The organism is Micromonospora sp. B006 (assembly GCF_003408515.1).
In the GTDB taxonomy this organism is placed as follows: Bacteria; Actinomycetota; Actinomycetes; order Mycobacteriales; family Micromonosporaceae; genus Micromonospora; species Micromonospora echinospora_A.
In genome coordinates, this window is sequence record NZ_CP030865.1 from 966,983 (window position 1) to 988,490 (window position 21,508).

The window sequence follows — 21,508 nt, forward strand, 5'->3', positions numbered from 1 at the left end:
CGCCTGTCAGGTCTTCGGTTCCTGCCCTCCAGGGCGCGGATGCCGGAAACCCGGCCCGTGCCGGGTGTGAGGAACACCGCATGCCCGTCCAGCCGCAGCCGTAATACGCGATCTTGGAGTTGTGGCGCCTGTGATGCCGGTTCCGCCAGGTTTGCGAGGTGCCACAACTCCAAGATCGGTGGCGGGTCTAGCCGGCCGTACGGGCCACGCCGACCGGGCAGCTCAGCCCGTTCGGGCCGTGGTTGCAGTAGCCGTTCGGGTTCTTCGTCGGAGCCAGGTACTGCTGGTGGTAGTCCTCGGCGAAGTAGTAGTCGCCGAGCGGGGCGATCTCGGTGGTGATCTCACCCTTGCCGGCCCGGGCCACGATCGGCGCGAACGCGTCCCGCGACGCCTTCGCGGCGGCGGCCTGCTCGTCGGTGGTGGTGTAGATCGCCGAGCGGTACTGGGTGCCCACGTCGTTGCCCTGGCGCATGCCCTGGGTCGGGTCGTGGTTCTCCCAGAAGACCTTGAGCAGGTCCTCGTAGGCGATCTTCGACGGGTCGTAGACCACCTGGACCACCTCGGCGTGCCCGGTCATGCCCGAGCAGACCTCCTCGTACGTCGGGTTGGTGGTGTAGCCACCCGCGTAACCGGCGGACGTGGTGATCATGCCGGGGAGGGTCCAGAACAGCCGCTCGGCGCCCCAGAAACAGCCCATGCCGAAGACGGCGACCTGCGCGCCCTCGGGGAACGGGCCCTTCAGCGTCGACGGCAGCACCTCGTGCCGGTCGGCGATCGGCATCGCGATCGGGCGGCCCGGCAGAGCCTGGTCAGGAGAGATCATCTCGGCCTTCATGCGGCGGAGGAACACGGTGGGACTCCTCTCTTGGCTTTCCCAGCGTGCAACAGCGTCGGCCCCCGGTTCCTTACCCGCCCGCGCTCACGTCAGGCCAGCGCCGCCGAGATCCGCCCGGCGAACGCCTCGGCCTCGGCGTCGTCGGCGTACCGGGTACGGGGCCAGAAGAAGCCGCGCAGCCCGTCCCCCTTGGTCCTGGGCACCACGTGGGTGTGCAGGTGCGGTACGGACTGGGACACCCGGTTGTTCATCGCCACGAACGTCCCACCGGACCCCAGACCGGTCTCCACCGCCACAGCGATGCGCTGCACCAGCCGGAAGTAGCCGGGCAGCGCGTCGGCCGGCAGGTCGGCCAGGGTGACCAGGTGGGTGCGGGGCACGACGAGCACGTGGCCCTTGAACACCGGCCGGGTGTCCAGGAACGCGACCCCGTCCGGCTCGTCGGTGACCCGGAAGGCCGGCACCTCGCCCGCCACGATCCCGCAGAACACACACCCGCTCATCTCTCCCACCCTAGGCCCACCCCGTCCACCCCACCTTCAGGCGCGAGGGGTCGCGGAGGGTGGGTCAGGAGCGGTCGAGGTAGGTGTCCCAGTCGTCCTCAGGGACACCGGACGGGCCGGTCTCACCGTTGGCCAGGCGGGCGCGGATGTCCGTCTCCCATCGGCGAGCCCAGCGTCTGAGTCCGTCGATGTCGTCCTCGCCGAGACCGTAGGAGGCGAATGTCTCCACCTCCAGCTCGTCGATCCCGCCCAATCGGTCGGCCAACTCGTGAAGCGAGAACGCGACGGTGTGTCGGGCTCCCAAGGATTCGAGTGCCCTGTATTCCACGATCCGGCCGGCGGCTCGTACGTCGATGTAGTCGCGATGCGCGGCGCGGTCGTGAAGTGCCCTGACCTTCAGGCCGATGGCGTCCTCCAGCGCGAGCACAGGGCCGATGTGCAACCTCGCGGGTGGCCCGATCGCCTCTTTCAGGAGGTCGATCTCGCAGGCGAAGTCTGGCCCCTCGACCAGCAACCGGGCCATCCGGGGCGTCGCCTCGACGACCCGACAGTCGAGCCCCTCTGCCCGGTACACGTCGGTCAGGCGCGCCGCGACCAGGGGTAGCGGCAGCGCGGTTGCGGTGGCGAAGTCGATGTCGCGGGACTGCCGGTGCACGAGATCGTGCGCGGCGAGGGCGTAACCACCTGCGAGCACCAGACCGAGGTCGTCACCGGCGCGGAAACCGACGCGCAGCAAACGCATGTGCAACTCGTCCACGGCTAGGCCGTCAGGCCAGGCATCCGGTTCTCCCAGATGCGAATCACTCGGCGCGCGGTCAGCTTGCAGATGCGGGACCAGTCCTGCCGGAGAAGCGCTGGATTGACGTACCGGACGATGTCCTCGCGCTGCCCGCAGTCCATCAGCGTGCGATAGAGCGTGAGCCGCTGTCCGCTGTCGTCGACATCGAACTCGGTGAGCCCGGACCACGCGAGGCGGGTCGGCAGCGTGACCCGGCCGTGCTCGGGCCCCTTGAGCTCGTCCAGGGACGTCGGGATCCGGTCGGCGACGCCGTGCAGGCGAGAGGGGAGCGCCTCGGTCGTACTCACCGGACCAGTATGGCGGACTGCCCTGACACCCTCGCGGTTGTGACTCGCGCCGGGTTGCCGGGAGCGGGACCGGGTGGAGGACTAACGTCTGCGGCATGAGGCACGGCTTCGAGACACTCGCGATCCACGCCGGTCAGGCCCCGGAGGCCCGCACCGGCGCGGTGATTCCGCCGATCTACCAGACCAGCACGTACGCCCAGGACGCCGTCGGCGCGCCGCGCGAGGGCTACGAGTACAGCCGCTCCGGCAACCCCACCCGGGACGCGCTCCAGGAATGCCTGGCGGCGCTGGAGGGCGGCCAGGTGGGGCTCGCCTTCGCCAGCGGGCTGGCCGCCGAGGACACGCTGCTGCGGACCGTCTGCAAGCCGGGCGACCACGTGGTGATCCCGGACGACGCGTACGGCGGCACCTACCGGCTGTTCGCCAAGGTGGCCGAGCGCTGGGGGCTGACGTACACCCCGGCGAAGGTCTCCGACCCGGACGCCGTGCGTGCGGCGATCCGCCCGGGCGCCACCCGGATCGTGTGGGTGGAGACGCCGACCAACCCGCTGCTCGGCATCGCCGACATCGCGGCGCTGGCCGCCGTGGCGCACGACGCCGGCGCGCTGCTGGTGGTCGACAACACGTTCGCCTCGCCGTACCTGCAGCAGCCGATCGCGTTCGGCGCGGACGTGGTGGTGCACTCCACCACCAAGTACGTCGGCGGACACTCCGACGTGGTCGGCGGCGCGCTCGTCTCCGCGGACCGGGCGCTCGGCGAGGAGCTGCGCTACCACCAGAACGCGATGGGCGCGATCAACGGCCCGTTCGACGCCTGGCTCACCCTGCGCGGCATCAAGACCCTCGGGGTACGGATGGACCGGCACTGCGACAACGCCGAGCGGATCGCGGCCTACCTGGACGGCAACGCGAAGGTCGCGCAGGTCATCTACCCGGGGCTGCCCTCGCACCCCGGCCACGAGGTGGCCGCCAAGCAGATGCGGCGGTTCGGCGGCATGATCTCGTTCCGCGCGGCGGGCGGCGAGGAGCACGCCGTGGAGATCTGCAACCGGGCCCGGCTGTTCGTGCTCGCCGAGTCGCTCGGCGGCGTCGAGTCCCTGATCGAGCACCCCGGCCGGATGACACACGCGAGCGCTGCGGGCTCGCCGCTTGAAGTTCCCGGCGATCTCGTGCGACTGTCTGTCGGCATCGAGACGGTCGACGACCTGCTCGCCGATCTGGAGCAGGCCCTGGGCTGACCGCTGGCTGGGGAGGGTGGCAGTGCCGGAGATCTTGCCGACGACGTGGGTCGGTGCGACCGCGAAACAGATCGCCCGGGCGGTACGCCGTGGCGACGTCTCTGCCACCCAGGTCGTCGCCGACCACCTGGATCACGTGGCCCGGGTCGACGCCGAGCTGGCCGCGTTCCGCACGGTACGCGGCGGTGAGGCGATCACCGAGGCCGAGAAGGTCGACGAGCAGGAGGAACTGGCGAACCTCCCGCTCGCCGGCGTCCCGGTGGCGGTCAAGGAGAACACGCCGGTGGCCGGCCTGCCCACGTGGAACGGGTCGGCCGCGATGCGTACCGGCGTGGCGGAGGCCGACCACGAGGTGGTCCGGCGGCTGCGCGGCGCGGGCGCGGTGATCCTGGGCGTGACCCGGATGCCGGAACTGGGCCTGTGGGCGCTCACCGACGACGACAGCGGGGCCACCCGCAACCCGTGGGACACGACGCGTACCCCCGGCGGCTCCTCCGGCGGCGCGGCCGCCGCGGTGGCCGCCGGGCTGGTGCCGATGGCCCACGGCAACGACGGCCTCGGCTCGATCCGTATTCCGGCGGCCTGCTGCGGCCTGGTCGGGCTCAAGCCCGGCCGGGGCGTGGTGCCCTGCCAGCTCGGCGCGGAGGACTGGTTCGGCCTGACCGAGCACGGCATGCTCACCAGCACCGTGGCCGACGCGGTGGTCGGCTTCTCGGTGCTCGCCGGTCGCCGGCCGGACAAGCTGGTCCCACCGGCGCGGCTGCGGGTCGGCGTCTCGCTCCGCTCGCCGGTGCGCGGCGTCTCCCCGGACGCGCCGAACCGGGACGCGGTCGCCGCCGCCGGCCGGCTGCTCGCCGCCGCCGGTCACGACACCGTGCCCACCGACCCGGTCTACCCGACCCGGCTGGGCCTGCAGGGCATCGCCACCTGGTTCGCGGCGGCCGCCGCCGACGTGCGCGCCGCCGGGGTCGCCCCGCGCCAGCTCCAGCGGCGCAGCCGCCGGCACGTCACGCTGGGCGAGTGGGCGCAGCGCCGGGGGTACGTGCGGGAGGCCGACCGGACCGCCTGGCGCGAACGGTCGGTGAACTTCTTCGCGGACAACTCGATCGACCTGCTGCTCACCCCGGCGTTGGCCGGGCCGCCGCCGGAGGCCGCCGGCTGGTCCGGCCGCTCCTGGCTCGCGAACATGTCGGCGAACATCAGGTACGCCCCGTACGCGGCGCCGTGGAACATCGCCGGGCTGCCGTCGATCGTGGTGCCGGTCGGCCGCCGCCCGGACGGGCTGCCGGTGGGCGTGCAGTTCGTCGGCCCGCCCGGCTCGGAGCTGCTGCTGCTCGGCGTGGCCGGCCAGTTCGAGATGCAGGCGCCGTGGGCGCGGCACGCCCCCGGCTACCCCCGGATCGGTACGGGGTCGCCGGCCGCCGCGTGATCGTCTAGCGTGTGCGCGCCCCTGTCGCGCACACCACCTCGGACGGTCCCACCATGCACTGCCAGACCTGCGGGGACGCCACGTCCCCGGCCTACGAGGAGTGCCAGCGTTGCGGCACGCGCGTCGGCCAGCCCGCCGTGGCCCCCGGCGTACCCACCTACGGCGTACGCGGACTGGCCGTGGCCAGCGCATTCGCGGTCGGCACCGCCACCCTGTGCTACCTGCTGACGGCCCTGTTCCCCCTGGTGGGCGCAGAGATGGCCCGCTCGGCCGCCGAGCAGCTCGACCGGGACGTGCTGCTCGGCGTCGTGCTGGTCGAGGTGCTGTTCACCCTGCCCTACCTGCTCGCCCTGCTGACCGCCGGGACGCTCGTGGTGATCTGGACCTGGCGGGCGCGCAAGAACCTGGACGCGTTCCCGGGCGCCGTGCCGAACCTGAGTCCGGCGTGGGCGATCGCCGGCTGGCTGGTGCCGTTCGCCAACTTCGTCGTGCCGGCCCGGGTGCTCGCCGACCTGCTCCGCAACAGCGTGTGGCAGCGCCGCCAGTCGTGGCTGGTCGGGGTGTGGTGGGCGAGCTGGCTGGTGTTCCTGATCGGTGACCGGTTCGTCGCGCGGGCCGAGCAGCAGCGGTACGACCGGCTGACCGAGCTGCCCCGCAACGACGCGGAGTTCGGCACGTACGTGCGCTTCTACGAGGAGGCGCTCGCGCCCCGGCTGGTGCCGGCGGTGGCCTGCCTGATCGCCGGGATCGCGTTCGTCGTGCTGGTCCGCCGGATCTCCGCCGCCCAGCAGGACCGGCTCGCGCGGGCGGTGCCCTCCTGGCCCGGTCAGCCCGCCTGGCCCGGGCACCCGGGCTGGCCCGCGCCAGCCGCCTCGGCCATGTCGCCGCAGGTTCCGCCGGGGCCGGGTGGCACGATCGGGGCATGACGGAACTGGTCGGTCTCGCCGACGTTCAGGCCGCGCGGGAACTGCTCGGCGGTGTCACCCGTACCACCCCGCTGGAGCCGTCCCGGCCGCTCAGCGCCGCGCTCGGCGGGCCGGTCTGGCTCAAGTGCGAGAACCTGCAACGCGCCGGGTCGTACAAGGTGCGTGGCGCGTACGTGCGGATCTCCCGGCTCTCGGCCGAGGAGCGGTCCCGCGGGGTGGTGGCGGCGAGTGCCGGCAACCACGCCCAGGGGGTGGCGCTCGCCGCCGGCCTGGTCGGCGCGCACGCCACCGTCTTCATGCCGGTGAACGCGCCGCTGCCGAAGGTCGCCGCCACGAAGGGGTACGGCGCGCAGGTCGAGCTGGTCGGCAACACGGTGGACGAGTCGCTCGTCGCGGCGCAGACCTTCGCGGAGCGGACCGGCGCGGTGTTCATCCACCCGTTCGACCACGCGGACGTGATCGCCGGGCAGGGCACTGTGGCGCTGGAGATCCTCGAACAGTGCCCGGACGTGCGCACCATCGTGACCGGGGTGGGCGGTGGCGGGCTGGTCTCCGGGATGGCGGCGGCGGCCAAGGCGCTGCGTCCCGACGTACGCGTGATCGGGGTCCAGGCGGCGAGCGCCGCCGCCTTCCCGCCCTCGCTGCGCGCCGGCGAGCCGGTACGGCTGCCCTCGTTCGCGACGATCGCCGACGGGATCGCCGTCGGCCGGCCGGGGGAGCTGACCTTCACGCACGTCCGCAAGCTCGTCGACGAGGTCGTCACGGTCTCCGAGGAGGACATCTCCCGGGCGCTGCTGATGCTGCTGGAACGCGGCAAGCAGGTCGTCGAGCCGGCCGGGGCGGTCGGCGTGGCGGCGCTCATGGCCGGCGCGGTGGAGGTGACCGCGCCGGTGGTCGCGGTGCTCTCCGGCGGCAACATCGATCCGCTGCTCATGCTCCGGGTGATCGAGCACGGCCTGGCCGCGGCCGGCCGGTTCCTGCGGATCACGGTGCGCTGCGTCGACCGGCCCGGCCAGCTCGCCTCCCTGCTCGGCGAGATCGCCGAGCACCGGGCCAACGTGGTGGACGTGGTGCACCAGCGGGCCAACCCGCACCTGGGCCTGGGCGAGGTGGAGGTGGCCCTGTCCGTGGAGACGCGCGGGGTGGAGCACTCGGACACCCTGATCAGCGCGTTGCGGGCCAGCGGCTACCAGGTGGTCTTCACCGGCGAGGGCTGAGCCCTCCCGGTCGACGCGAACGCCCCGGCCGGATGATCCGGGCGGGGCGTTCGGGTGTGCGGCTCGGGTCCGAGGAGCCTGTCAGCCTCGGTCGGGTTCGGGACCCGAGCCATCCGGCGCGGGTCCGGAAGGTCAGCCGCTGTACGGCTCGAAGGAAACGATCGTCACCTTGATATCGGCGCCGCTGGGAGCGGTGTAGGTGCAGGTCTGCCCGGCCTTGCCGCCGAGGATGGCCCGGCCGAGCGCGGACTCGGGGCTGTAGACCGTCAGGTCGGTGGTGGAGGCGATCTCCCGCGAGCCGAGCAGGAACGTCTCGCTGTCGTCCGCGTCGTCGTCGAAGTAGATCTTCACGACCATGCCGGGCGCCACCGCGTCGGTGTCCGGAGCCTCACCGACCTTGGCGGTGCGGAGCAGCTCCTTCAGGTAGAGAATGCGACCCTCGGCCTTGCCCTGCTCCTCGCGGGCGGCGTGGTAGCCACCGTTCTCCCGCAGGTCGCCCTCCTCGCGCCGGGCGTTGATCTCGGCGGCGATGACCGGTCGATTGGCGATCAGCTCGTCGAGCTCTGCCTGCAGACGGTCGTAGGCGTCCTGGGACAGCCAGGTGGCGGGCGCCTCGTTTCCATTTGTGGACACAGGCGGTCTCCTCGGTTGGTGCGGACTGGCTGACAGGTGAACTTGCAAGGCTACCAGTGCCGCACACGTCGAGGTGTGATCAATCACCCCGGTGCCGGCGACGGGACCGGGGTGCGGTTGCCGGCGGCTCGCCGGCGCTCCGGCTCAGCCGGCCGGCCGGCAGCGCAACACCTCGCCGATGAACGGCCGGGCGCTCGTGGGCACCTCCTGGCGGGTCCGGATGTGGCGCTGGCCCGGCTCCGCGGTCACCGTGGTCTCGACGCTGCCCACCTGGGCGCCGTCGTGCGAGCGGGCTCGCAGCAGACAGGTGGCGGAGCCACCCGGCGGCACGGTGACCCGGAAGTCGACGGTCACCCGGGAGTCGGTGATGTCGGAGTAGCTGATCATCTCGCCCTGGTACTCCGGGTCGCCGTACTGGTAGTAGAGCTTCGCCGCGCCCAGCCCGAGGACGGCGAGCAGGACCGTCACCGTCAGGGCGAGCAGGAGTGGCCGGCGGCGGCCCGGTTCCCGGCGTCGGCCGTACCGGCCGGGCGGGTAGACCGGCGCTCCCGCTGCGACTGTGGCGTGCGTCTCGCTCACCGGCGGGTATCTCCTGGCGTTGTTGTCGGCGGCATCGGCAAGAATGGCTAGGTCCATCTTCCCAGCCCGGCGCTGAGTCAAGGATGGCAGGTCGGCCTGGACCGGCGGGCGTGGCCCTGGCCACTCCGGTGGCGGCCCCCGACCGGCCGTCACGGGGGCTTTCGCGGGCGCGGGGGGAGATTCCGGCAGGTCAGCCGACCGGACGTGGGTCGGCGGGCACAGACGAGGAGCGCCGAAGGTGGCAGAACAGCTGCGTCTCATGGCGGTGCACGCCCATCCCGACGACGAGTCGAGCAAGGGCGCCGCCACCATGGCGAAATACGTCGCCGAGGGGGTGGACGTCCTGGTCGTCACCGCGACCGGTGGCGAGCGGGGCAGCGTGCTCAACCCGAAGATGGACCGCCCCGACGTGTGGGCCAACATCGGTGACATCCGGCGGGCCGAGATGGACGCCGCCCGGGCCATCCTCGGTGTCGAGCAGGCGTGGCTGGGCTTCGTCGACTCCGGGCTGCCCGAGGGCGATCCGCTGCCGCCGCTGCCGGAGGGCTGCTTCGCCCTGCAGGACGTGGACGTCGCCGCCGCGCCGCTGGTGCGGCTGATGCGGCAGTTCCGGCCGCACGTCGTCACCACGTACGACGAGGAGGGCGGCTACCCGCACCCCGACCACATCATGACCCACAAGATCACTGTGGCGGCGTTCGACGCGGCCGGTGACCCCGACCGCCACCCCGAGCTGGGCGAGCCGTGGCAGCCGCTCAAGCTCTACTACGACGTGGGCTTCTCCCGCGCCAAGATCATGAGCCTGCACGAGGCGGTGCTCGCCGCCGGGCTCGAGTCGCCGTACGGCGAGTGGATGAAGCGCTGGGACGAGCGCCCCGACAAGGGCGCGCGGATCACCACCCGGGTCGAGTGCGCCGACTACTTCCCGGTCCGCGACGACGCCCTGCGCGCCCACGCCACCCAGATCGACCCGGACGGGTTCTGGTTCCAGGTGCCGATGGAGCTGCAGAAGCGCGCCTGGCCGACGGAGGACTTCCAACTCGCCCGATCGCTGCTGGACAGCCCGCTGCCCGAGTCCGACCTCTTCGCCGGCGTACGGGAGGCGTGCCGTGCCCACTGACCCGGCCGGGGTCTACCCTGGTGCCCAGTCGCACATCGGAGGAACACCATGCTGACCACCGTCGAGGTGCTCGCGCAGAACAACTTCGGTGACACCCGCACGGGTGGTCTGGCCGGTCCGATGGGCCTCTTCCTCATCCTCGCGCTGGCCACCGTCACCGTCCTGCTGATCCGCAACATGAACGCCCGGCTGCGCCGGCTGCCCGACCGCTTCCCGCAGCAGGCCGGCCCGGACCGGGTCGATTCCGCAGTCGCCGATCCGACAGAAGGGCTCGTCGAGCAGGATTCACCGACGAACGCGCCCAGCGGCTCCCAGCAGCGCCGGAACAGCTGAACACCGCGTGAATCACGCCCAATCCGGTCGTCGCCCCCTGTTGCGACCACCGGCTTTGGCTTAGCCTTCCGCCGGGGGGACCGTCAGGCCCCGGACCCTGCGCGGAAGGGGGACGCCGATGTCGAAGGCAGCACCGGCCCCCGGCCATGCCCCCGCCCGGCCCGGTGACGGGGCGGCCCCGTGACCACCGAGCCGGCCGACCGTCCCCCGGACCGGGTCGGCCTGCGCGGGACGCCGACGGGCGTCGTCGTGTTGACCGTCGCGGTCGCGTTCACCGGTCTGCTGGCTGCCGTGCTCGGCCTCGGCGTCCCGTCGCACCTTCCGGTGGACCAGCCGCTGCCCGGCCCGGCCCGGTTCGGTATCGCCACCGTCGCGTTCGCGGTGGCCCAGCTCGCCCGGCTGCGCTTCCGTACCGCGTCGGGCATGGTGAGCATCACCTGGGGCGAGGCCGCGCTGGTGGTCTGCCTCTGGCTGGTGCCGGCCGGCTGGCTCCCGGCCGCGGCCCTGCTCGGGGCGGGCGCCGCCTGGACCGTCATGTCGGTGGTCTCGGACCGTCGACCGGCCCTGGAGCTGGCGGGGATCGCGGGCTCGCTCACCGCCGCGACCGCGCTGGCAGCGGCCGTCGCGACCGCCCTCGGCCCGCCGCTGCTCACCGCGCCCACCCCGGAGCTGGCGCTAACGCTGACCGCCGCCGCGGTGACGTACCTGCTCACCACCGCCTTCCTGGGTGCCGTGGCGCTCGCGCTGCGGCACGGCATCCCGATGGGGCCGCCGCTGTTCGCCGCGCTGCGCGGCAAGCTGCTCATGTTCGTCGGCAACGTGGCGGTCGGCCTGGTGGTGGTCGCGCTGCTCGAACTCGACGCGCGCTGGCTGCTGCTCCTGCCGCCGCCGCTCTGGCTGCTCCAGCAGACCTACCGGCACCGGCTGCGGGCCGACCAGGAGCGGCGGACCTGGCGGGCGTTCGCCGAGGCCACCGCAGCGCTCAACCAGCTCGACGAGCGGGGCGTGGCGACCGCCGCGGTGACCGGCGCGCTCACCCTGTTCGGCGCCGAGCTGGTCGAGGTCGACGTGGCCCGGGGAGAGGGGCGCTGGCGCCGGTACCGGGCCGATCGTGGCGGGCAGGTCCGCGACCGTGAGGTGGAACCCGTCGGGTGCGCCGGGGTTGCCGAGCACGAGTTGGTGCGGAAACTCGTCGTGGGCCCCGCCGAGGTGGGCCGGCTGCGGGTGCGGTTCGCCCGGTCCGCCCCGCCCAGCGCCCGGGAACGCGACGGCGTGGCGGCCTTCGGGGACGCGCTCGCCGCCGCCCTGCACGACGCCGCCACCCACCGGGAGCTGCGACTGGTCACCGCCCGCTCGTCGTACGACGCGGTGCACGACCAGCTCACCGGCCTGCTGAACCGGGCGGCGCTGCTCACCAAGGGGGACCAGGCGTTGCGGCAGCGCCCCCACGACCACCCGGTGGCCCTGCTGCTGCTCGACGTGAACCAGTTCAAGGAGGTGAACGACACGCTCGGGCATTCGGCCGGCGACCAGTTGCTGCGGCTCACCTCCAACCGGCTCGCCGCGCTGACCCGGCCCGGTGACCTGCTCGGGCGCCTCGGCGGCGACGAGTTCGCCCTGCTGCTGACCTCGGTGCCGCTGGTCGAGGACCGCGCGGCCCCGCTGGCGTACGCGCTGCGCCAGGCCCGGGAGGTCGCCGAACGTCTCGCCGCCCCGACCGAGGTGGCCGGGGTGCGGATGTCCGTCGAGGTGGCGGTGGGCGTGGTGGTGGCCGACGCGGGGGCGGCCGACCTGACCGAGCTGCTGCGCCGCGCCGACATCGCCATGTACCAGGCGAAGGAGGGCGGCGGCAGCGTCGCCGCGTACGACAGCTCCCGCGACGCGGCGAGCACCGACCACCTGGCGTTGCTCGCGGAGATGCGGGAGGCGCTGGCCGCCGACGACCAGCTGGTGCTGGCGTTGCAGCCGGCGGTGGACCTGGCCACCGGCGCGCCGACCGGCGTGGAGGCGCTGATCCGGTGGCGGCACCCGCGCCGGGGCTGGCTCGGCCCGGCCGACTTCATCCGCCCGGTGGAGAACAGCGAGCAGCTCGGCAGCTTCACCCGGTACGTGCTGGACAAGGCGCTGGCCGTGGCGTCCGGGTGGGCACGGGAAGGGCTGGACGTCCCCATCTCGGTGAACCTGTCGGCGCGCAGCCTGCTCGACCCGCGACTGCCCGCCGAGATCGACGAGGCGCTGCGCCGCCACCAGGTGCCGCCGCACCGGCTGGTTCTGGAGATCACCGAGACGGTGGTGATGAGCGAGCTGGAGGTCATCGACGAGGTGCTCACCATGCTGCGCGCCATGGGTGTGCAGCTCGCCGTGGACGACTTCGGCACCGGCTTCTCCTCGCTGACGTTCCTCACCCGGATCGCCGTGGACGAGCTGAAGGTGGACCGGTCGTTCGTGCTCCGGATGGCCGACTCGCCCGAGGCGGCGGCGATCGTCCGGACCACCGTCGGGCTGGCCCACGAGCTGGGGCTGCGGGTCGTGGCCGAGGGCGTCGAGACCGCCGAGCAGCGCACCGCGCTGGCCGAGCTGGGCTGCACCGCGGCGCAGGGCTACCACTTCTTCAAGCCGATGCCCGCCGACAAGATCGCCGCGGTGCTCGGGTCGCTGCGGGACGGGGCCCGGGGCAACGTGTTCCCGCTGCGCGCCGACGGCGCTTCCTGAACCCTGCCGCGCCCACGGCGTCGGACGGCGATGGTGGATAGGGTCGGGTGGTGAACCGACTCGCCGAGGCCACGTCGCCCTATCTGCTCCAGCACGCCGACAACCCGGTCGACTGGTGGCCCTGGTGCGACGAGGCGTTCGCCGAGGCGAAGCGGCGCGACGTGCCGGTGCTCATCTCGGTCGGCTACGCGGCCTGCCACTGGTGCCACGTGATGGCCCACGAGTCGTTCGAGAACGAGGCAGTGGCCCGGCTGATGAACGACGACTTCGTCTGCGTGAAGGTCGACCGGGAGGAGCGCCCCGACGTCGACGCGGTCTACATGACCGCCACCCAGGCGATGACCGGGCAGGGCGGCTGGCCGATGACCGTCTTCGCCGCGCCGGACGGCACCCCGTTCTTCTGCGGCACGTACTTCCCGCGCGCCAACTTCATCCGCCTGCTCGGCTCGGTCGCCGCCGCCTGGCGCGACCAGCGTGAGGCGGTGCTGCGCCAGGGCGCCGCCGTGGTCGAGGCGATCGGCGGCGCGCAGGCCGTCGGCGGCGTGACCGCCCCGCTCACCGCCGCCCTGCTCGACGCCGCCGCGAGCCAGCTCGCCCGGGAGTACGACGAGACGAACGGCGGGTTCGGCGGCGCGCCGAAGTTCCCGCCGCACATGAACCTGCTCTTCCTGCTCCGGCACCACCAGCGCACCGGCTCGGCCCGCAGCCTGGAGATCGTCCGGCACACCTGCGAGGCGATGGCCCGCGGCGGCCTCAACGACCAGCTCGCCGGCGGTTTCGCCCGCTACTCGGTGGACGGCCACTGGACCGTGCCGCACTTCGAGAAGATGCTCTACGACAACGCGCTGCTGCTGCGCGTCTACACCCAGCTCTGGCGGCTCACCGGCGACCGGCTGGCCCGCCGGGTGGCCCGGGACACCGCCCGGTTCCTCGCCGACGAGCTGCACCGCGCCGGTGAGGGTTTCGCCTCGGCGCTGGACGCGGACACCGAGGGCGTCGAGGGGCTCACCTACGTCTGGACCCCCGACCAGCTCGCCGAGGTGCTGGGGGAGGACGACGGCGGGTTCGCCGCCGACCTGTTCGAGGTCACCGCCGAGGGCACGTTCGAGCACGGCAGCAGCGTGGTGCGGCTGGCCCGGGACGTGGACGACGCCGACCCGGCGGTGCGGGCCCGCTGGCAGGACGTGGTGGGCCGGCTGCTCGCCGCCCGGGACACCCGGCCCCAACCGGCCCGTGACGACAAGGTGGTGGCCGCCTGGAACGGGCTCGCGATCACCGCCATCGCCGAGTTCCAGCAGGTCGCCGCGCTGCTCGTGTCGCCGGACGACGAGGACGCGAACCTGATGGACGGCGTGCTGATCGTCTCCGACGGCGCGATGCGGGACGCCGCCGAGCACCTGGCCGCCGTGCACCTGGTGGACGGCCGGCTGCGCCGGGTCTCCCGGGACAAGGCGGTCGGTGAGCCGGCCGGGGTGCTGGAGGACTACGGCTGCGTCGCCGAGGCGTTCTGCGCGATGCACCAGCTCACCGGCGAAGGGCGGTGGCTGAGCCTGGCCGGCGAGTTGCTCGACGTGGCGCTGGCCCGGTTCGCCGGTCCGGACGGCGCCTTCTACGACACCGCCGACGACGCCGAGCGCCTGGTCACCCGGCCCGCCGACCCGACCGACAACGCGACCCCGTCCGGCCGCTCGGCGATCGTCGCGGCGCTCGTGGCGTACGCGGCGCTGACCGGGGAGACCCGCTACCGGGAGGCGGCCGAGCAGACGCTGTCGACGGTCGCGCCGATCGTCGACCGGCACGCCCGGTTCACCGGGTACGCGGCCACCGTCGGCGAGGCGCTGCTGTCCGGGCCGTACGAGATCGCGGTGGCGACCGGCGACCCGGAGCGCGACCCGCTGGTGGCCGCTGCCCGGCTGCACGCCCCGCCCGGCGCGGTGGTGGTGGCCGGCGCCCCGGACCAGCCCGGCGTGCCGCTGCTGGCCGGGCGGCCGTTCGTCGACGGGCGGCCCGCCGCGTACGTCTGCCGGGGCTTCGTCTGCCAGCGGCCGGTGACCACCGTCGAGGAGCTGGTCGCGCAGCTCGGCTGAGCGGAGTGGGCCGGGCCGCCCTCACGGTCCGGCCCGCCACCGGCCCTTATAGGCTGGCGGCGCTATGGACTCCCGTACCGGTCTCCCCGTCGTGGGCATGGTGGGTGGCGGCCAGCTGGCCCGGATGACCCACCAGGCCGCCATCGCCCTCGGCCAGTCGCTGCGCGTGCTGGCGCTCGCCCCGGACGACGGCGCGGCGCTGGTCGCCGCCGACGTCCAGTACGGCGACCACACCGACCTGGCCGCGTTGCGCACGTTCGCCAAGGGCTGCGACGTGGTCACCTTCGACCACGAGCACGTGCCGAACGAGCACATCCGCGCCCTGACCGACGAGGGCGTGAAGCTGTTCCCGCCGGCCGAGGCGCTGGTGCACGCGCAGGACAAGCGGGTGATGCGGGAACGGCTCGGCGAGCTGGGCGCGCCGAACCCGGCCTGGCGTCCGGTGGAGTCCCCGGCCGACCTGATCGCCTTCGGCGAGGAGACCGGCTGGCCGGTGGTGCTCAAGGCCGCCCGGGGCGGCTACGACGGGCGGGGCGTCTGGATGGTCGACGACGCGGCCCAGGCCGCCGAGCTGGCCGCCACGCTGCTCGCCGGTGGCACGCCGCTGCTGGTCGAGGAGCGGGTGAAGCTGCGCCGCGAGCTGGCCGTGCAGGTGGCGCGGTCACCGTTCGGGCAGGTCGCCGCGTACCCGGTGGTGGAGACCGTGCAGCGCGGCGGCATCTGCGTCGAGGTGCTGGCGCCCGCGCCCGACCTGCCCGAGGAGCAGGCCGTCGCCGCGCAGCAGCTCGCGATCGACCTGGCCACCGCGCTCGGCGTGGTCGGCCTGCTCGCGGTGGAGCTGTTCGACACGCCGACCGGACTTGTCGTCAACGAGCTGGCCATGCGGCCGCACAACTCCGGGCACTGGACCATCGAGGGGGCCCGGACCTCGCAGTTCGAGCAGCACCTGCGGGCGGTCCTCGACTACCCGATGGGGGACACCTCGCTCACCGCGCCGGTCGTGGTGATGGCGAACGTGCTCGGCGGCGAGCCGGGCGGCATCTCCATCGACGAGCGGCTGCACCACCTGTTCGCCGCCGAGCCCGGGGCCAAGGTCCACCTGTACGGCAAGCAGGTCCGCCCGGGCCGCAAGATCGGGCACGTCACAGTGCTCGGCAACGACCTCGAGGACGTACGGGCCCGGGCCGCTCGTGCCGCCCGCTGGCTCCAGGAGGGGCACTGATGAGCACCGTCGGGCTGATCATGGGCAGCGACTCGGACTGGCCGGTCATGCGGGCCGCCGCCGAGGCGCTGGACGAGTTCGGCGTGCCGTACGAGGTCGGCGTGGTCTCGGCGCACCGCACCCCGGGCAAGATGATCGAGTACGGCCGGACCGCCGCCGGCCGCGGCGTCCAGGTGATCATCGCGGGCGCGGGCGGAGCGGCTCACCTGCCCGGCATGGTCGCCTCGGTCACCCCGCTGCCGGTGATCGGCGTCCCGGTGCCGCTGAAGTACCTGGACGGGATGGACTCGCTGCTGTCCATCGTGCAGATGCCGGCCGGCGTGCCGGTCGCCACCGTCTCGATCGGCAACGCCCGCAACGCCGGCCTGCTGGCGGTACGCATCCTGGGCGCCGCCGACCCGGTGCTGCGCGACAAGATGGCCGCCTACCAGGCGAGCCTGGAGGATCTGGTCGCCGAGAAGGAAGCGGCGCTGCGCGCCTCCCTGGCCTGACCGTTCGTCACTCCGCGTGCTCGGCTGCGGCTCACCGCATACCGCGCAGCGCTGTCTGCAGGCGCTCCTGGGCGCGGCGGCGACGCTCGTTGCTCGCGCCGAGCACCAGCAGCACGATGCCGACCGGGATCAGCACCAGCCACGGGCCGAGGCTGAACAACGCGTGCACGGCCGCGATCGCGGTCACCGCGGCGCCCACGATCACCGGGGCCTGCTGCCGGCTGGTCGAGCCGAAGATGAGCACCGCGACGGCCCCGAGCAGCAGCAGCACCTGACGCAGCATGCTGGAGTCGGTGGCGATCACGATCGCCAGCGTCGGCAGGAACGCGGTGACCAGCGCCGGGCCGTACGCCACCCAGCTCGACAGGTCGGGCCGGTGGCGCAGTTGCAGCACCCCGACCAGCAGCGCGAGCGCCGCGAACGGCAGCGTGTACGCCTCCGGCAGCGCCACGTCAGCCACCCGCATCAGGATCCACCAGGCGCTGATCTCGCAGGCCACCACCGCCCAGAACAGCAGGTTGCGCTCCATCGGCCGCCGCCCCGGACGGGTGGCCGCCACCCCGAGGACAGCACCCCAGGCGGCCAGCAGCGCGGCGATGTGCCGGGGCGAGTCGTACGCCAGGGCCAGCGCGATGAGCGCCGCCCCGAAGCCGCTCCACTCGACGGTGGCCGCCTCCCGGTACGCCTCGGGGCGGCGCAGCCGGGGCAGCGTGGCGGCGAAGACCTGCAACGCCGTGCCGACAGCGAGCACCCCGAAGGCGGACCAGACCGCGGCGAGCCCGGACTTCAGGCCGACGGTGAGCACGAAGAGCTGGGCCATCAGCGAGCCGAACAGCCAGCCCAGGATGCGGGCGCGCTGGGTGGTGCCGAACAGCGCGGCGACGGTGCCCACGCCGACCGCGCCACCGAGCGTGAAAACGGTCAGGTCGCTGGTGGCGAGGCTGCCGGCGAGCCCGGCGCCACCGGCGGCCAGCCCGAGGGCGAAGACCAGCACCCGGGCCACCCGGATCGACCGGCCCGGCTCGGCCAGCGCCGGCGGCGGGGTCAGCGCCAGACCGAGCATCGAGATGGTGAACACCGCCAGCGCGGCCAGCGCGGTCACCGGCCAGCCCCGGCCGAGCGCCACCGGCGTGATCAGCAGCGTGATCGCCGCCCCGGGCAGGATCACCGGCACCGCACGGGACCGCCGGCCACCGCTGAACCCGGTGGCGGCGAGCGCCGCGGTAACGGTCAGCAGCAGCGCGGTGAGCACGTGGGTGGGATTCACCGCGTTCGCCGGCGGGGTCAGCAACTCCGGTGGCGGCCCCTGCCACACCCGGCTCAGCACCGCGAACGGCGAGAACAACGCCACCACCAGCGCGGGCGCCAGCGTGGCCAGCGCCAGCGCGGTGGGCAGCGCCGCGGCGGCGAGCGCGCCGGCGGCCGGGCTGACCCGCCAGCGCAGCACCGGATCGTCCGGGTCACGGCGCATCGCCCCGTTCAGCAGGACGGTCCAGCGGCGTACCGGCCGGGCCGAGCCGACGGGCGGGACGGTGGCCGCCCGTACCAGTTCGGCGAGTACGCCGAGCAGCGCGGCGGCGGCGGCGAACACGCCCGCCGGCAGGCCGACCGCGAGCGCGGCGGCAGCGGTGACGGTGGCCGCCCCGACCACCGCCACGCTGGCGAACGGCAGGTACTGGGGCACCAGCCGGCGTACGGCCGCGATCGCGGCCAGGCCGATGCTGGCGGCGGCCAGAGCGGCGGTCAGGACCACCTGGGGCGGATGGCCGAACGCGGCGGCCAGGGCGGCCACCGCGCCGGGCAGGGCGAGCACTGCGGCGCCCGCGCCGGCGCCGCCCACCTGCACCAGGTGCGGCGGCATGCCCTCGGTGCGTACGTCCTCCACGAGCGACGGCGCGAGCGTGCGGGCCAGGGCGGCCACCGTCGCCCCGATCAGCGCGATGCTGCCGAGCGCCAGCGCTGTGGTTCCCGGCCGGACCAGCCCCGCCCCGGCCGCGTGCAGCGCCACCACACCGGCCACCGTGGCCCGGGACAGCGAGGCGCGGGGATCGACGGCTGCTACGGCCGCCATGCCGTAGACAGTGGCCACCATGGCGCCGACCAGCACCGGGGACCACCAGGGCAACTCGAACGCGGCGGGCGCACCCACCGTGGCGAGCACGACGGCCAGGCCCGACACGTCGTACTTCCACGGCGCCGGCAGCAGGACGGCGGCGGTCACCGCGAGCAGCACCAGCGCGACCGGGGCCTGCCAGGTCGACCCGCCCGTCGGCGCGGCCGGCCACCCGCTCAGGTCCCCCGCCCAGATCGGGCCGGGGGTGGCCAGCACGCCGAGCCCGCCGCGCAGCGCGCTCCAGGCGGCGATCAGGCCGAGGAGCAGGCCACCGGCGGCGATGCCGAGGATCGGTCCGCGCCGCCACTCCTCCGGCAGCGCGCGGGCGGCCACCGCCACCAGCAGCACCAGCGCGGAGGCCACCACGAGCTGACCACCGGGGGCGAGCACCGCGGCGATCCGGGCCAGCGTGGCGACGAGCGCCACGGTGGTGGCTGCCAGGGCCAGGTCGGACCCGTCCAGCGACATGTCGGCGCGGCGCCCCGCGTCGATGCGCGGGGCGAGCGCAAGCAGGGCGGCGGCGACCATGAGCAGACTGCCCACCCAGGCGTCCGCCGAGGTCGCGCCCGGCGCCCCGAACGCGGCGGCGGCGACGGCCACCGCGCCGAGCACGGTGCCGAGCGCGTGCGGCATGCTCAGGTGCCGCTGCGCCACCTGCACCAGGGCGGCGTAGCCGAGCGTGACACAGACGGCGAGGAAGCTCGCCGCGAGGATCGGAACGGTGACCTCGCGCAGGTTCGCCGGAGTGGCGATCGGCGGGGTCGGCGCGGTGGCGGCGACGAACGCGGCGACGGCGCCCGGCAGGGCGAACGCCGCCCCGCCGGCCGCCCAGGCGCAGACGGTGTCGGTCGCGGCGGCGGCCAGCCGGACCCGTGGGGCGAGGGAGACCAGCGCCCCGGCCAGGAAGAGCAGCGTCAGCGCCGCCGCGGTCAGCGCCGGCCGGGCGAGCGCGGCGCCGGCGCCGATCAGACCCAGCCCGGCCGCGGTGACCGCGTGCGTCACCGCGGCGCGTTCGGTGCCGGCGCTCAGCCCGAGCACCCCGACGGCGACCGCTGTGAGCAGCATCGGCCAGCAGGCCGCCGCCCACCCCAGGCCGAGCGACGCGGGTACGGCGAGCGCGGTGAGCGCCGCGCCGACCACCGCGAACTCCCGCCGGATCTCGGGCGGCAGCGCGATCACCGCGGCCACGGTCAGCAGCAGCGCGCTGGCGGCGAGCTGCCAGCCGGTCGGGCCGACCGCCCGGGCCAGCTCGGCGTGCCACCCGCTCAGGTCCGCCGACCAGGCCGGCAACGCGGCCCGGACCGGCGCCAGCCCGGCGCGCAGCGCGCCACCGGCGACCACCAGGCCGCTCACAGTGAGCGCCACCGCCGACGCGATCTGCGGACCCCGCCGGGCCGCCTCCGGTACGGCCCGGACGGCGATCCCGGTCAGCGCGATGACCGCGGAGATCAGCAGCAGGGACCGGCCCGGCAGGGCCACCGAGGCGACCCGGCCGAGCGCGCCGATCACCGCGAGCGTGAGGATGCCGGCGCCGACGTCGGGCAGCGGCGGCCGGCGCAGCACGAGCGTTCCGGCCAGCGCCACCAGGGCGGCGAGCAGCAGCGTCGTACCCGCGGCGGCGGCCGGCGGGACGGTGGTGGCGCGCAGCAGGCCGGTGACCGCGTACGCCAGCGCGACAGCGACCGCCACACCGTGCAGCAGCCAGGTCAGCTCGGACAGCCACGGCACCGGCCGGGCGGTGGCGGCAGGCTCCGGAGGAGTCTCACCGCCGAGCACCTCGCCGGCCTCCTCCGGCGCCGACTCGGGCCGGTCGTCGTCGGCGCGCTGCCGGGGCGGGACGGGTGAGGGCGGCTCGGTCGCGGGCAGGTCACGCCGGACCGGCCGCTCGCGTACCACCGCCGAGCGGACGAGCGCGAGGTCGAGCAGGGCCACCACGGTGAGTACCAGCGCCCAGCCGACCGGCCCGGTGATCCGCTCGTACGCCAGCAGCGGCAGCACCGGCTGGGCGGCCAGCACGGTGGCGAAGCGTGGGGCGCGCAGACCGGTCCCGTACGCGTACCCCAGGGCGACGAGCGTGGTGACCAGGAAGATCGATCCGGCGAACGCGGCGCCCGAGGAGCCGCCGCCGATCCGGTCGACGGCCCAGAGCGCGTACCCGGCCAGCGGCACCAGCAGCAACCCGACCGCGGCGATGGTCTCGGCGGTGGAGGTCAGCCCGCGCCGGGCCAGGACCGGCGGGGCGAGGAGCATCAGCGCTGTCGCCAGCAGCAGTACGCCGAGACGCGCCAGCGCGTCCATCGAGCTGGTGGCGACCGCCGCGAAGACCACCGCGGCCACGCCGAGCAGGAGCGCGCCCAGCCCCAGGGGGATGTTCTGCACCTCCCGCGAGGACGCCTCGGGCGGGTGCTCCGGGTCGTCCGCGTCCAGCCAGCGCGGGCGACCGCGCGGCGGCGACGGGGGCAGATCCTCCGGAGGGCCGGGCGGCGGCGTGCCCTGGCGGGGCACCCGGGGCGGCGCGCCGGTGGCGGCGGTGGGCGGTCGGCGGCCGGGGCGGCGGCGCAGCACCCGGCGCGGCCGGGTGGCCTGCCGCATACGTTCCTCACTGGCGTGCGCGAGGATGTCCCGCTGGAAGAGGGCGGCCTGCATCTTGGCGGCGATCTGCCGCTGTTCCCGGGCGATCTCGGCGTCGCGGGCCTTCATCTCGGCGATGGACCGTTCGATGTCGGCCAGGTGCTCGGCCCACTGCGGCTGATGCGCGCCGCAGTTCGGGCAGACCACGGCGGGCTTGATGTCCTGCCCGCACGAGGGGCACCTGAAGCTCTCCACGACAGTCTCCCGTCCGCCCGTGCCCTCGCACTGTGGACCTCCCAGAGGCAGCATGCCTTGAGCGGGCCGGGATTTCGACAGTTGCAGGCGCGTTCCGGACAACAAAAAGGACCGGCCCGGTCGGGGAGGGTGTCCCCGGCGGGCCGGTCCGGCCGGTC

17 protein-coding genes are annotated in these 21,508 nt (G+C 74.2%); 10 read left to right on the forward strand and 7 right to left on the reverse strand.

The window, feature by feature from the left end:
- Nucleotides 1-187: 187 nt before the first annotated feature.
- The 4 genes from msrA to MicB006_RS04800 form a co-directional block, all read right to left on the reverse strand.
- Complete coding sequence (gene msrA / locus MicB006_RS04785; protein ID WP_116504086.1) at nt 188-850, reverse strand: peptide-methionine (S)-S-oxide reductase MsrA; 663 nt, start codon at nt 848-850, stop codon at nt 188-190.
- Nucleotides 851-924: 74 nt separating this feature from the next.
- On the reverse strand, nt 925-1,338 hold the full coding sequence (locus MicB006_RS04790; RefSeq protein WP_073824903.1) for an HIT family protein: 414 nt from the start codon (nt 1,336-1,338) through the stop codon (nt 925-927).
- Nucleotides 1,339-1,402: 64 nt separating this feature from the next.
- Nucleotides 1,403-2,080 carry a nucleotidyl transferase AbiEii/AbiGii toxin family protein gene (locus MicB006_RS04795; RefSeq protein WP_161565909.1) on the reverse strand — a complete coding sequence of 226 codons (678 nt, stop codon included), beginning with the start codon at nt 2,078-2,080 and terminating at the stop codon, nt 1,403-1,405.
- A gap of 17 nt (nt 2,081-2,097) precedes the next feature.
- Nucleotides 2,098-2,424, reverse strand: a complete 327-nt coding sequence (locus MicB006_RS04800; protein WP_116504090.1) for a hypothetical protein — start codon at nt 2,422-2,424, stop codon at nt 2,098-2,100.
- Nucleotides 2,425-2,519: 95 nt separating this feature from the next.
- On the opposite strand from MicB006_RS04800, the gene MicB006_RS04805 reads away from it, so the two are divergent.
- From MicB006_RS04805 to ilvA, 4 genes are read left to right on the forward strand one after another with little or no spacing between them, the layout of a single operon-like run.
- The gene (locus MicB006_RS04805; protein ID WP_073824892.1) at nt 2,520-3,662 is read left to right on the forward strand and encodes a cystathionine gamma-synthase; all 1,143 of its coding nucleotides are present in this window, start codon (nt 2,520-2,522) and stop codon (nt 3,660-3,662) included.
- Nucleotides 3,663-3,678: 16 nt separating this feature from the next.
- On the forward strand, nt 3,679-5,091 hold the full coding sequence (locus tag MicB006_RS04810; protein WP_116504092.1) for an amidase: 1,413 nt from the start codon (nt 3,679-3,681) through the stop codon (nt 5,089-5,091).
- An 11-nt stretch (nt 5,092-5,102) separates the two neighbouring features.
- Nucleotides 5,103-6,017 (forward strand): DUF4328 domain-containing protein, encoded by a 915-nt coding sequence (locus MicB006_RS04815; protein WP_225980642.1) that lies wholly within the window; start codon nt 5,103-5,105, stop codon nt 6,015-6,017.
- Entirely contained in the window at nt 6,014-7,234 is a 1,221-nt protein-coding gene (gene ilvA, locus MicB006_RS04820) for a threonine ammonia-lyase (protein ID WP_116504094.1), read from the forward strand. Before MicB006_RS04815 ends, ilvA begins: the two co-directional genes overlap by 4 nt.
- A 132-nt stretch (nt 7,235-7,366) precedes the next feature.
- On the opposite strand, the gene greA is transcribed toward ilvA, so the two are convergent.
- Both greA and MicB006_RS04830 read right to left on the reverse strand, forming a co-directional pair.
- Nucleotides 7,367-7,867 (reverse strand): transcription elongation factor GreA, encoded by a 501-nt coding sequence (greA, locus tag MicB006_RS04825; protein WP_073824882.1) that lies wholly within the window; start codon nt 7,865-7,867, stop codon nt 7,367-7,369.
- A 144-nt stretch (nt 7,868-8,011) separates the two neighbouring features.
- Nucleotides 8,012-8,446 carry a DUF4307 domain-containing protein gene (locus MicB006_RS04830; RefSeq protein ID WP_073824878.1) on the reverse strand — a complete coding sequence of 145 codons (435 nt, stop codon included), beginning with the start codon at nt 8,444-8,446 and terminating at the stop codon, nt 8,012-8,014.
- Nucleotides 8,447-8,684: 238 nt separating this feature from the next.
- Here MicB006_RS04830 and mca point away from each other — a divergent pair, with 238 nt between their 5' ends.
- The 6 genes from mca to purE all read left to right on the forward strand — a co-directional run bounded on the left by mca (nt 8,685) and on the right by purE (nt 16,411).
- Nucleotides 8,685-9,566, forward strand: a complete 882-nt coding sequence (gene mca, locus MicB006_RS04835) for a mycothiol conjugate amidase Mca (protein ID WP_116504096.1) — start codon at nt 8,685-8,687, stop codon at nt 9,564-9,566.
- Nucleotides 9,567-9,614: 48 nt separating this feature from the next.
- Entirely contained in the window at nt 9,615-9,899 is a 285-nt protein-coding gene (locus MicB006_RS04840; protein ID WP_073824871.1) for a hypothetical protein, read from the forward strand.
- 222 nt (nt 9,900-10,121) lie between these two features.
- Nucleotides 10,122-12,611, forward strand: a complete 2,490-nt coding sequence (locus tag MicB006_RS04845) for a bifunctional diguanylate cyclase/phosphodiesterase (protein ID WP_192900261.1) — start codon at nt 10,122-10,124, stop codon at nt 12,609-12,611.
- A 50-nt stretch (nt 12,612-12,661) separates the two neighbouring features.
- Nucleotides 12,662-14,698 carry a thioredoxin domain-containing protein gene (locus MicB006_RS04850; protein ID WP_116511179.1) on the forward strand — a complete coding sequence of 679 codons (2,037 nt, stop codon included), beginning with the start codon at nt 12,662-12,664 and terminating at the stop codon, nt 14,696-14,698.
- Between the two features lie 64 nt (nt 14,699-14,762).
- On the forward strand, nt 14,763-15,920 hold the full coding sequence (locus tag MicB006_RS04855; protein WP_116504100.1) for a 5-(carboxyamino)imidazole ribonucleotide synthase: 1,158 nt from the start codon (nt 14,763-14,765) through the stop codon (nt 15,918-15,920).
- Nucleotides 15,920-16,411, forward strand: a complete 492-nt coding sequence (gene purE, locus MicB006_RS04860) for a 5-(carboxyamino)imidazole ribonucleotide mutase (RefSeq protein WP_116504101.1) — start codon at nt 15,920-15,922, stop codon at nt 16,409-16,411. Before MicB006_RS04855 ends, purE begins: the two co-directional genes overlap by 1 nt.
- Before the next feature lie 31 nt (nt 16,412-16,442).
- Here purE and MicB006_RS04865 read toward each other — a convergent pair whose 3' ends face one another.
- The gene (locus tag MicB006_RS04865; protein ID WP_116504103.1) at nt 16,443-21,350 is read right to left on the reverse strand and encodes an SCO7613 C-terminal domain-containing membrane protein; all 4,908 of its coding nucleotides are present in this window, start codon (nt 21,348-21,350) and stop codon (nt 16,443-16,445) included.
- Nucleotides 21,351-21,508 lie beyond the last annotated feature (158 nt).